The 12,808-nt window shown below is 45.7% G+C and carries 9 protein-coding genes and 1 riboswitch; of the genes, 1 reads left to right on the top strand and 8 read right to left on the bottom strand.

Annotation, left to right across the window (positions count from 1 at the left end):
- Nucleotides 1–46: 46 nt before the first annotated feature.
- The 4 genes from BK127_RS23600 to BK127_RS23625 all read right to left on the bottom strand — a co-directional run bounded on the left by BK127_RS23600 (nt 47) and on the right by BK127_RS23625 (nt 6,404).
- A complete protein-coding gene (locus tag BK127_RS23600) occupies nt 47–2,371 on the bottom strand; it encodes a glycoside hydrolase family 95 protein (RefSeq protein ID WP_076233984.1) in 2,325 nt (774 codons plus the stop codon).
- 62 nt (nt 2,372–2,433) lie between these two features.
- Nucleotides 2,434–3,996 (bottom strand): type 2 periplasmic-binding domain-containing protein, encoded by a 1,563-nt coding sequence (locus tag BK127_RS23605; RefSeq protein WP_076234057.1) that lies wholly within the window; start codon nt 3,994–3,996, stop codon nt 2,434–2,436.
- Nucleotides 3,997–4,207: 211 nt separating this feature from the next.
- The gene (locus BK127_RS42550) at nt 4,208–5,875 is read right to left on the bottom strand and encodes a PAS domain S-box protein (RefSeq protein ID WP_083689519.1); all 1,668 of its coding nucleotides are present in this window, start codon (nt 5,873–5,875) and stop codon (nt 4,208–4,210) included.
- 133 nt (nt 5,876–6,008) lie between these two features.
- A complete protein-coding gene (locus BK127_RS23625; RefSeq protein WP_083689520.1) occupies nt 6,009–6,404 on the bottom strand; it encodes a family 43 glycosylhydrolase in 396 nt (131 codons plus the stop codon).
- Between the two features lie 115 nt (nt 6,405–6,519).
- Nucleotides 6,520–6,611, top strand: a riboswitch (cyclic di-GMP riboswitch).
- Between BK127_RS23625 and BK127_RS23630 the strand changes: the two genes are divergently transcribed.
- Nucleotides 6,592–6,882 (top strand): BAR domain-containing protein, encoded by a 291-nt coding sequence (locus BK127_RS23630; RefSeq protein WP_179097582.1) that lies wholly within the window; start codon nt 6,592–6,594, stop codon nt 6,880–6,882. (Overlaps the previous riboswitch by 20 nt.)
- Nucleotides 6,883–6,953: 71 nt before the next feature.
- On the opposite strand, the gene BK127_RS23635 is transcribed toward BK127_RS23630, so the two are convergent.
- The 4 genes from BK127_RS23635 to BK127_RS23650 all read right to left on the bottom strand — a co-directional run bounded on the left by BK127_RS23635 (nt 6,954) and on the right by BK127_RS23650 (nt 12,806).
- Nucleotides 6,954–8,564, bottom strand: coding sequence for a response regulator transcription factor (locus tag BK127_RS23635; protein WP_076233987.1), 1,611 nt, complete (start codon nt 8,562–8,564; stop codon nt 6,954–6,956).
- A gap of 13 nt (nt 8,565–8,577) precedes the next feature.
- A complete protein-coding gene (locus BK127_RS23640) occupies nt 8,578–10,392 on the bottom strand; it encodes a sensor histidine kinase (RefSeq protein WP_083689521.1) in 1,815 nt (604 codons plus the stop codon).
- A 71-nt stretch (nt 10,393–10,463) separates the two neighbouring features.
- The gene (locus tag BK127_RS23645; protein ID WP_076233989.1) at nt 10,464–11,909 is read right to left on the bottom strand and encodes a serine hydrolase domain-containing protein; all 1,446 of its coding nucleotides are present in this window, start codon (nt 11,907–11,909) and stop codon (nt 10,464–10,466) included.
- Between the two features lie 45 nt (nt 11,910–11,954).
- Entirely contained in the window at nt 11,955–12,806 is an 852-nt protein-coding gene (locus BK127_RS23650) for a carbohydrate ABC transporter permease (RefSeq protein WP_372237373.1), read from the bottom strand.
- Between the last annotated feature and the right edge of the window lie 2 nt (nt 12,807–12,808).

Genomic DNA, 12,808 nt, shown 5'->3' on the forward strand with positions numbered 1-12,808 from the left:
GTTTTGCGAAGCAAAACTGACTTTCATCCGACAGCTGTCAGCCGCCTTACATCGGTAGCACGCAATATACAGCCCCAGCTTCGCAAGCAAATTCGGCAATCCCATCTTCCAGCACGTAAGGGACATCTGTACCGTCCTCACGACAGATCAAGCTGGGTTGTTTCATTCGAATGCGACATGAACCGGATCGACCCGCTCGGATGACCGCATGCTGGACTCGTCCTTCCTGCCAGCGAATATCGATGCCGAAGGCCCCTCTTGCCCGCAGGCCTGTTATTTCGCCCTCCGGCCAAGCCGCAGGTAGAGCAGGCAGCAACTCAAGAACATTGCCATGCGATTGAAGCAACAGCTCAGCAATCCCAGCAGTTCCGCCAAAATTCCCGTCGATTTGAAATGGCGGGTGACAATCAAACAAGTTCGGGTACGTAGAAGTCGACAGCAGCTTGGAAATGTGATCATAAGCACTGTCACCGTCACCTAACCGCGCCCAGAAGTTGATGATCCAGGCACGGCTCCAGCCAGTATGACCACCACCGCTTGCCAAGCGTCTTTCAAGCGTCCTTCTAGCTCCCTCAGCAAGCTCCGGTGTTCGATGCTTGTCGATCATTTCACCCGGATGCAATGCAAACAGCTGTGAAATATGCCGATGTCCAGGTTCGGCTTCATCGTAATCCTCCAGCCACTCCATAATTTGGCCATGCTTGCCAATTTGCGGACGAGGCAGCTTGGCAATTGCCGCTTCCAGTTGAAGACGGAATGTTACGTCACTATCGCCAGTTACCTTCCCTGCATCCATACATGCGGTAAACAAGGTGTACACCAGCTGCATATCCATCGCCGGACCCATGCATAGATTCCCCTGCACACCGCTCGGTAAAATAAATTTATTTTCCGGCGAAATGGACGGTCCTGTAATCAACCGCCCCTGTGCATCCTCAACCATATAATCGAGCAGGAATTCTGCCGCCTCCTTCATGACAGGATAAGCCTGTTCAGCAAGGAATACCTCATCCAGCCCATAACGGTAATGCTCCCACAGGTGCAGCGAAAGCCAGGCAGCTCCAAGCGGCCATACAGAGGAAGAGACGAGAATACCCTCAAGCCGTGTTTCCCCCCAAAGGTTGGTGTTATGATGAGCGACGAATCCGCGGCTGCCATACAGCTCCTTGGCAGTCTTTCTCCCGTTTGGTCGCATTCGCTCAATCAGATCAAAGAGCGGCTGATGACATTCAGGCAAACCACAAACCTCAGCAGGCCAATAATTCATTTCTGTGTTTATATTAATCGTGTATTTCGATTCCCACGGCGGACTGTAGCTATCGTTCCAAATTCCTTGCAGATTGGCAGCAAGACTGTCCGGACGCGAGCAGGATACAAGCAAATAACGGCCATATTGGAAAAAGATCTCGATAAGTCCTTGATCGGCACCACCTTGCTTGACTCGTTCAAGCCTGCTATCCGTTGGCAGCAGCAGCGTCTGCTCTTGCTCCGTATCCAGCTCCTCGCCAGTTAAGCGGATCGATACACGGTTAAACTTGTCAGCGTATTCGGCGATATGCCCGTGTTTCAATTCTTCATAACCTTTGGCAGCCGCGGCATCCAGCCGCTGCAAACAAATATCCTCCGGATTCGCTGATCGAAAGGTTGATTCGACCGCAATCAGCAGCGTCACAGCGTCAGCCTGCTCAATCGATACAAAATCACCGATGGTTTTTACGCTTCCTCCCTCCGGTATCGCCTTGACCACACAAGAGAAAGCAATACCATCCTTCCCGCATTCACCCTGCATCACAACTGTATCATCACCAAACGTATGGCTCCCTGCATCATAAGGACGCCTCATCAGATTAGCGCTGAAAGTGAGCCCCCGCGGGAGCTCACTTTCCAGTCGCACAACAATAACCTGATCAACTGCACTGCTGAAATACTCCCGCCTGTAATGAGCACCGTCCATGCTGTAGCTCACCTGTACAATAGCTGTTTCCAAATCCAGCTCACGGATATATCCTTCTGTAGGCCGATTATGATCCAGAAACCACAGACACAAATCTCCCGCAGGTACATACGGATGATAATACTTGGGCCCCGACATTAGCGCCATTCGGCTCAAATGCTCCGCTTCCTGCTGCCTGCCATCCATGAGCATCTCGCGAATTTCCGGAAGGTAGGCTTGGGCATCGGGATTATCCGCATCCTTCGGTCCGCCGTACCAGATCGTATCCTCATTAAGCTGGATTTTTTCGTTAGCCGTTGTCCCGAAAATCATGCCACCCAATCGCCCATTACCGATTGGCAGCGCTTCTGTCCAGGTTTTTGCCGCTTTATCGTACCATAGCTTTAACTGGCTTCCTGTATGGCCGCTTACTCCCATTGATTATCCCTCCTTCGTTTCTCCGAATCGTCTCCATGACCAAGGCCATCCCCTTGCCTGTATTAGCCTCTATTTTCCGCAGTGATCACACCATTTTTCTTTTTATAACGCTCTGTAGCTTCTTTCAGAATCTCATTGCCGCCCTTGCTCTTATATTCTTCAATAACTTTTGGCCAATCCGAGATCGGCTCCTTGCCATAAATCATCTTAACCATATGATCAATAATTAATTTCGGACCTGTATCGTCACCCAGAGGAGCAACATCCGGATAACGCGAGTACGTTTCAAGCGATGGAACAAAGCGCAGGGAACCTAAACCTTCCTTGGAAATCACGGTATCCATGTACTTCATCATGTCACGACCGTCCTGCGTCAGCTCTTCTCTAGCTTTATTATAGATCGTATCATGCACGAACCAGAACATGCTGCGGAATCCATCCTCATCAATGGCCTCAGGTGTGGTCGGCTGCTTGAAGTTAATTTTGCCGTTATCCATCGTATACGTTTCGCCTTCGATCCCAAATGAAAAATACTTTTCTGCTTCAGGCGTCGTCATCCATTCAAAGAATTTAACGATTTCAATCGCCTTTTCCTTGGAAACCTTATTATTGATATAGTAGGAGGTATTGATGCTCGAATAGAGCACATGCCCGCCACGATTTTCCGGTCCACGAGGTGAAGGGATAATTTCAATCTTCGCTTCCGGCACTGCAGATGCTGCCTTGTTGCGATAGTTGGCTAAGCCTTGGGCATTGGCCGACCACATACCAACTTTGCCTGCTTCGATATTTTTACCGTATTCAGTCGAGCTGATTGAAGCAAAGTCTTTAGGAATGAGACCTTCATCAAACATCGTTTTGTACGCCTGCAGCGCTTTCGTCATATTCTCCACATCAAAAAACTTGGGTACTACCTGCTCGCCCTGCACTTCGAATTGTGACGGAAGCACGTCATAGGCTCCTAGAATAGTATCTGCATACTTGAAGTTTTCCCGCAATTGATAAGGGTTTTCCACGCCTGCCTTTTTCATCGCCCTCATGACATTCAAAAAGTCATCGACCGTTTTCGGTGCTGGCAGCCCGGTTTTGGCTAGCAGATCAGCCCGTATGAACAGCCCTCTTCGCGAAGGATTGGATAACCAGGATGGAATACCATAAACTTTTCCATTGAAGCTTGTTTCCTGCCACGCCTCTTTTGGTACCGCTTTCATTATAGTTGGAGCATACTGCTTTAACAAATCGTCAAGAGGCATGAAAATACCAGCTTCAATCGAACCGGACATTCCCTTTGTTGTAGCGCCCCCAACATTTTGCACCACATCAGGAATATCGTTGGAAGCAAACATCAGCGACATCTTTTGATCAAAATCCTTCAGGGGAATCATTCGAATATCGATATCCACTTTGGCAAGCTCTTCAAGCTTGTTGACCCATTTTTCCTTATTAATATCACCTGATTTTTCGGCATATTTATTACCGCTTGTCGCCATCGACATCGAAAATTTCGGTTTCTCATTAGGTTTTGCAGCATTGCCAGACTTCGGATTTGCCTGATCTGTACTACAGCCTGCAACTGCACTGACTGCCATGATGCCAACCAATGTTGTACCAAGCATTTTTTTCATTCTATCCATCCCATTCCTTATGTTATTAACCAATGTGTTTGGCTTCCCCATCTTACCCTTCCTGCACGGGTTACGATATGTGTTTTTTTACAGTCGTGTTGTGTTTTGTTTTTAAAGTTTGCCCTTACCCACAGTTGAATAACCTAAAAAAATAAAAGAGGCATCCGCTTTTAGGCGAATACCTGCACGATCACAATCTTACATACTCGGCTTATTCATAGGCTACCACTCTGTTTCTTCCACCCTGCTTGGCCATATAGAGCGATTTATCGGTGTACTCAATCAACATGCTGCTCGAGAGCTGTGCCGAAGGAATCAAGGTTGCTGTGCCGATACTGATCGTAACCAAATCACTTACCTTGGATGTAAGATGAGGAATCTGTAATTCCTCAACCCATTGCTTGATTCTCTCCGCTACCTTGTGAGCCCCGAACTTATCTGTATTCGTTAAAATCACAGAAAACTCCTCGCCGCCATAACGCGCCGCGAAATCATTAGGCCGTTTCAACGCTCTTTTTATGGTATGAGCTACCTGCTGCAGACAAGCGTCGCCTCCTTGATGCCCATACGTATCGTTGTACGATTTAAAAAAATCAATATCACACAGCAGCAGCGATATCGGCTGACCATACCGGGCCGCGACTCCCCATTCTCGCTCTAGCGTCTCATCAAAGCAGCGTCGGTTGGCAATACCGGTTAATCCGTCTGTCATCGAGAGCCTCATCAGTAATTCGTTCACCTCTTGCATCTTGAGCTCCGATGACTTGCGCTCCGTAATATCTCTGGAAACGGCTATAATTTCACTGACCTTTCCCCTTTTATCGAGAATTGTTTGGCAGGTGGATTCAAACCAAATATAGGCCCCGTCTTTTCTGCGGATGCGAAAGCTAAAGGTATTGATCTGCTGGGTGTTCATAATAGCATTATAGATGGAGATGATTTGCGGATAGTCGTCCGGATGAAGCAGCGAGTCCCCCCAGGCTCCAATCAGCTCTTCAGGCTGGAAACCGAGCAGGGTGCTGCAAACGGGAGAAACGTACGTGCATTTGCCTTTCGGAGTATGGCGGGTGATCATATCTGTCGAGTAATCCGCAAGCATTCGGAACCATTCTTCACTGCCCTTTAATTTCTCCTCGGTTAATTTGCGCTTCGTCACATCCTGAAAATATATGGACAACCCTTCCTTAGTCGGATAAATATGGGTTTCGAGCCACTTTTCATCCGTTTCCTCAGTGGCTGGTATATATTCCTCAAACTGAACCTTGATTTTCTGTTCGAAGGATTTCCGATAATAGCTGCCGTATTCCGTCATCTCCAGCTTCGGGACTTCATCCCACAGAACCTTCCCCTTCAACTCTTCGTTTTTTTTGCCCAGATGCTTCTCGGCCTCTTGATTCATATAAACAAAACGCCAATCCGCATCCAACGAATAAAAAGCGTCCGAGATATGGTCCAGAATACTTCTATTCGTATCGTTCAAATCACTGATTTCTTTTTCGGCGAGCTTCATCTTGGAAATATCAACAATTTGCGAAATAAAATATTTGGGTGTCCCATCCTGATTATGAACAAGCGATACACTCAGCAGTGCCCACACCGTATGACCTTGTTTATGAATATATCTTTTTTCAATCTGGTAGCTAGTAATCTTGCCATCCAGCGTCGCTTGAAGGTAATTCAGATCAATTTGCAAATCGTCAGGGTACGTAATATTCTGAAAGCTGGTACCTTCAAATTCTTGTTCCGTATAGCCAAGCAGCTTGCATAGTGAAGGATTCACGTTAAGCCATTTTCCATCCAGATCAACCAACGCAATACCTATAGGGGCATACTTGAAAGCATTAAGGAACAAATCATTCTCATGATGTATATTCTGCAATGGGTATCGCCCCGCGATTCGTTGGATTTAAGAAGAAAGGTTATCAATCGAACTAAAACTATTAACTATAACATAACAGATTTTCGCCAAATAATCTAAGTAAAATCCTATACATTTTCTTAAAGTGATTCCATCAAAAACGAGTTGAAATCGGCATAACCCCGACTGGATCAATCCAGCCCTTAACCTCTTTAATCATATGTAAAGGCGACCAGTTGCCAAATGGATCCTCTGCTGTACTCATAAATATACCTTCATCCGGGATACTGACGAATACCCAAAACTTATTATCGTGGAAGCGGATGCTGGGTGCCCAAATACCTTTGCCATGCTGCGGAATCTCGTATCCCGGCAGATCGACCTTCGCAATTACATGATTGACTATCGTCCAATTCACCATATCCTTGGAATACAATATAGGAAGTCCCGGTAATCCCCTAATTAATTTGTAGCTTACAGTATAGTATAATTCCGTCCTAATTTCTAATTTTTGTTTGTTCTTATTTGTCATTATTACCATTAAAATCATCTTTGCTGTTCATAGTTATATATACCTAATCGAATCGATAATAGGTCTATAATACTATGTGTTGACTGTTCCACGATTACCTGATATTCTGAATATAACATCATAATTCGACAAGCACTGATAATGGCAAACTTATTGAAAAATAAGGACGCAAAGTTATGGGTCTAAGGCTCCACATGAAGGAGCTATGATTGCCAGACCGCCAAAGGGTCAACCAAACCCTCATTATATGGCTATATGGTTGGGTTTTTTTGTTGTCCTACAAACTACAAGAGGTGATCCTATGTTCGTGTTAAAAAACGACAGCAATTCCTTCCAAGAGATGACAATGGATTTAAGAGAATATGTCGGCTACGCAACCTCCAAAGATATCATCAATGAGATGAAACAGATGGAATTTGATAAAATCCTCCTTTTTAAGCAGTCCTTAGAGGAAATCCTGAATATAATCGGTTCGCAGCAAGAGATTGTTCATTAGACAGCCCTAACAGCCAAATCCCCCTCTGAGCAAGAGAGGATTTGGCTGTTTTTGTGCATATCGCTAACGGATCAGCTTTTTCCTAATGTGTAATCTGTTGGGGAGATACCTGTTACATTTTTAAACACTCTGCTGAAATAAGCAGGGTCCGAATACCCTACCCTGCTGCTTACCTCATAGATCATATAACGGTGCGTTTTCATCAGTACTTTGGCCTTCTCAATCCGGTACAGGGTCAAATAATTGGTAAAACTTTCACCCGTTACACGTTTGAACAGACTGCTCAAGTAATTTCTTGTCAAATGCAAATCATCGGCAATCTGCACAAAAGAAATGTTATTAGGATACTGCTCGGCAACCACGTTTTTGACATGTTGAATATAGGTGTGCTGTCGACCAATATTATAGATGCTTTCGACAATTTCAAGAAGCTGATTCAACAAAATTTTGATCCGCTTACACAGCAACTCCTGAGTGGATACAGTCTGTATACTTTCCAAAAAACCAACCAGTTGCCCCCATTCCATGGCCGCAGGATCTTCTTCCATAATGTGCAGTACAAGGCTGTTAATCATACTGCTGCATAAAGTCTTCATATATTTCAGAGATGTACCCTGTTCGTTAGTAATCGCCCGTTCGATATCCAGCCAATACCGCATCACTTTATCGTGATCCATACGCAATAAAGCCTCCGACAATTGGCGAAAGTTGTCCAGGGAATAAGCAGGCCATACCTGAGGCAATCGGTCATAGGAAGCCTCAGAATCAAATATTTTTTGATGACCCTCGTATTCCATCATCGCCAGCATATCCCGTGATTCTTTGTGTGAAAGCGGGTAGGAGGTAAAGCTCTCATACCACCGGCCTATACCCACATTGGTGTTCAGCTCCAGGTACGCTCCAACACTTTCGATAAATTCCGCACCAATCTCCAGCGCACGCTGGCAAGCGGCCTCTTTGGTACCATACAGCAGTAGTGGCAGACGATCCTCCATATATCGCAACACATAGCTGTTACCAGATTTTTTGACAATTTCCTGGGCAATATTGTAGGAAGCAAACTTGTACAGCTGCCAGTCCTTCTCCAGTTCGGTCTTCTTATTGGTCTCCCGATGAATGATCAGGCTCATCACCAACCCTCCACTAAACACTTGCTCTTCCATTTGCAGGAATTGCAGCCGGTTCCCAGGAATATCACTTATTTTCAAGCCCGCAGTTAACATATCAAACAAAAGCTGTTCACGAAGTACAGGAATGCTCTGTTCCAATTGGCTGCGCAGTCCAAAGAAATATTGCTCTTTCTTCTCGGCTACATCTCTTTTATTCAACACTTCCTTCAGCACAATCTCTATTTCTGTAAATACCGCCGGTTTTAATATATATTGAGCGACGTTCAACTGAATCGCTTCTTTGGCATAATTAAATTCATCGTAGCCGCTTAAAATGATGATTGGAAGTAGCATATCGCTCTCTCTTATTTGTTTAATAAGTTGTAGGCCGTTCATTCTTGGCATGTATACATCCGTAATCAGGAGGTCAGGCTTATGATGGTTATACAGCTCCCAGGCTGCTGCTCCATCGACTGCCGTCATAATTTCATCAACACCCAAATGTTCCCAGTCGATCATACTTTTTAAACCATTGATAACAAATCCGTCATCATCCACTATCAATACCTTCATGCTGGTCTCCCCCTCAAGTCGATGTACTGTAGCGCTTCACCTTATCCAAGGAATCCAGGTAAGGCAGCGTAATCTCTACCTTCACACCTCTGGTTTCCCTGTTCTCAATTTGCAGGCCATATTCGGAGCCCAAATATAATTCCAGCCTATCCTTCACATTTTTGATTCCGTACCCGCCTGTTCCTGATACATGGTTGGAAGTTTTTATTCTCCGGTCCTCCATATCCTCAAGCGTGTTCAGCCCAATTCCGTTATCGATAATAATAATTTTGAACCTATATGAATCAAGCTTCACCAGCGATATCGATACCTCCGCCTTTTCCTCATGAAGCACAGTAAAACCATGGACAATTGAATTTTCGATGAATGGCTGCAAAATAATTTTTGGCACATAACATTGCTTAAAGAAGGGCTCAATATGCTCGTGATATAAAAATCGCTCCTGCAGCCGGGTTTGCTGGATCTGCGCATAAAGCCGGGCATGCTCCAACTCCTCCTCCAGAAGAATAAAGGTGCTGCCCTTGCTTAAGCTGATACGAAACAACCTCGCCAGCTGAGTCACCATAATGCTGATTTCCGTATTACCCTTCATAGCTGCAGCCCAATTAATCATATCAAGTGTGTTATAAAGGAAATGTGGATTAATCTGACTTTGCAGTACGGTTAGCTCAAGATCTCTTTTCATCCGGTTTTTATGGTCGAGCTCTTTGAGCATCTGCTGGAGCTGCTGTGCCATATTGTTAAAACCATGAGTCAATTTATTGAATTCAACAATCGAATGGTTCTCCACAGTGGTTTCAAAATTTCCACTTTCGATTCTTTGAAAACCCTTCAGAAGAATCGGAACAGGCCGGATAATTCGGCTGGATAAATAAGATGACACTGGAAATACGAACAACAGCACGATAATACCGATCAAGAGCATCATGTTGCGGATCGTATTGACATCCCGATAAATATCTTTCGTTTCCAAAAACTCCACCATCCGCCACTTATTGTCGATCCGTGGGGAATAAATCATTAAATACCCATTATCGTTGATTTGAATGGGCTGAAAACCAGCCTCATTCTGTGGATGGATGGTTTCGACAAATGGCTCAAAGGTATCCATTAGCTGTGAATTCACTTGAGCGGACATCCGCGACATCCGTTCGTTATTTGCGTTCAGCAGCATTAAAGAGCGGTTCTTCGGAGAAGCTTCCTTCGTTTGGCTGAAAAATAAGCGCGTCAATGAATCCTCATTCATATTAACGGCAACGTAGCCGGATACGCCGCCCTTTCGATTATAAATTTTCAGAACATAGGTAAGTACAGGCTTATTATCGGTATACACATCTGCATGCGACGGGATCCAGATGGCATCCACATGGTGAAAAAGTGGCATTTTCTCCTGCCAGGTAATTTTGGACAAAGGAAGCACGAGATTTTTACTGACATTCCCGATTTTCTGAAATTCGGTAAAGCGATCCGTATAAATTTGAATACTGTTGATAAACGGTTTGATATAAGTAAATGCACTCAGATATTCGCTCACTACACGCTGCTCATTGATATATTCATATAAATCCAGGGAGTCCGTGTTGTCCAGCACTTCCTTCGTAGTAGGGTGTGTCGAAATCGACAGTGCCGTCCCCTCTATGTCCTCCAGCCGCTCGATCAGCTTCAGCTGGTTGCTGTACAATACTTCAAGACGCGCCTCGCTGATTTGTTTGGTAAACAAGTAAGAGACGCTAAAATAAATAGCGCCAGTCATCACAATCAGGAAAAATATGTTAGAAAGCACCAGAACGCAGAACAAGAAGGGCTTCAATCTCCACTGTTTCAACATCCCTTATGACCGTCCTTTCTCGTGCTGTGGCTGTAAGTTTAGATGAAACTTTATCATTCGTGCCTACGAGTTTAAGGCGCAAGCTCACCCTGTAATGCAGGTAGCTCAAGCGGACCATTATTGACGTTCACGGAACGATGAAGTGTCAGCTTCTCACCTTCAAATGTACATACGATCGTATCACGGAAGGGAGTTTCTATAAAGTGCCAAACCATCTCAAACGTATGCTCATTGCGCCATACTCCACTTGCTGCGACTTGTATAACATCAGGCTGGTATTCATGATGAAGCACATTGCCTGTCATTGTCGTCATCCCATACCGCACCATGCCGAATCCACAATGAATGCTATGCTCCCCTCTATGGTCCCACAGTGTAAAGATACAGGAATCATCTTTGAAATCAAACGCTACCACCTTCACGCTCTCTAAAGGGTCCATAATCTCGTAACGCTTGACAAATCGCATTCGAGCCGCAGCCGACTCCGCTGAGTGTCCGCTGCAGCTATAGCCCACAGGCGATAGCTGTCGGCTTAAACCCTGCTGACAGGCTTCAGCTTGCGGCAGCGCCATCTCGCTTGCCGCCGGGTAGAGGTGCTCCCATATCAAGCCTACGACTTCATTCATTCGATTATCTCCAGCGGTTAGGGTAATGACCATATCCTGCTCCGGAATGACCAGACAGAGCTGTCCATGTGCACCATTCGAGCTGTAGGAGCCATGAAGACCGAGACTAAATTGATAACCATACCCATGCTGGGAATTATCGATTTGAAACGAGGTGGCATCGTGAATCCATTGCTCTGGCAGGATTCGGCAGCCGTTCCATACTCCTCTTTGCAGAAGCAGCTGACCGAATCTGGCAAAATCCTCAGTCTTGATGCTGAGCCCGAAACCGCCGGAGCAGATGCCTGCAGGATCGGTTTCCCAGCGGGCCCCCACAATACCCAATGGTTCAAAAAGCCGGGGCTGCAAATACTGCAGCAGGGTTTGACCGGTCACTTTCTGAACGATCGCCGACAGCATGTGACTCGGCCCTCCACTGTAGACAAACCGGCTGCCTGGTGGATGGTCGATCTCCAGCTCCTGTAGGAAGTGCCGAACCCAACTGCCTTTGTTGCGGCGGTAATCGATCCCGAAGGAGGGCTTGGAATGACCTGGGCTCATCGTTAATAAATGCCGAATCGTCATCGCTTCGAGATGACGATGAACCGCTTCAGGGGCGTATTCGGGAAAGAAGGAGATCACCTTATCCTCCAGCGTAATATACCCTTCACTCACGGCAAATCCCACGGCTGTGGATGTAAAGGTCTTGGTGGCAGAGAATAAAAGACGGACATCCTCTGGCCTGTAAGGAGGCCACCATCCTTGAGCAATAACATGGGCATGGCGCAAAATCATTAGGCTGTGCAGCTCCAACTGGGCGGCTTCAGCCGCTTCGAGGAAACCGCTAATGGCCACTGAACTAACTCCCTGCTCCTCTGGTGTACAACGTGGTATCTGATTATTGGTAAACATCGATAGCTCTCCTTGTGTTTGATTTTTTCGGCTGCTGTTCGCGGCCTATCCCTTTACGCCTCCGGAAGTAATGCCTTCAATTAAAAACTTTTGGAAGAAAATAAACACGGTAAATACAGGGATCAGCGACAGAATGGACATGGCAAACATTTTGCCCCATTGCGAAATGCCACTGGCATCCAGAAACAGACGGAGTCCTAGCGAGACCGTATATTTTTTGATATCGCTTAGGTAGAGAATATGGCTCAGAAAGTCATTCCACGTCCAGATAAAGGTGAAAATAGCTGCTGTCACCAGCGCTGGCAGCGTCAAGGGCAGTATTACGCGCCAATAAATTTGAATCGGACCGCACCCATCCACCGTCGCAGCCTGATCGAGCTCTGCGGGAATATTGCGAATGAACTGCACCATTAGAAAGATAAAAAATCCGTCTGTTGCGGTGAATTTCGGTACGATTAACGGTAAATACGTATTGACCCAATCCAGCTTATTAAAAATAATGTATTGCGGAATCGTCGTTACATGATGCGGCAGCATCATGGTCATCAGCATCAAACCGAACAAGACAGCCTTCAGCTTGAAGTCCAAACGTGCAAACGCATAAGCAGCCATAGAGCAGCTGATTAAATTACCAATAATGGACATAAAACTAATAAAAAACGAGTTGCGGAAAAACACCGCAAAGGACGATCCCGATACGCCTTGCCAGCCCGACAAGTAATTATCCAGTGTGAATACCTCTGACCAAAGTCCGCTATCGCTAAAAATGTTCTCCGGCAGCTTGAATGAGCTGCTGAACATCCAGATTAATGGATACAGCATCACAATAGAACTCAGGATATTGATCAAATGGCGAATGAACACCGTATGCTGACCTTTCATTTTTGCAATTTTCATCC

The sequence above is a fragment of the Paenibacillus sp. FSL H7-0331 genome (assembly GCF_001956045.1).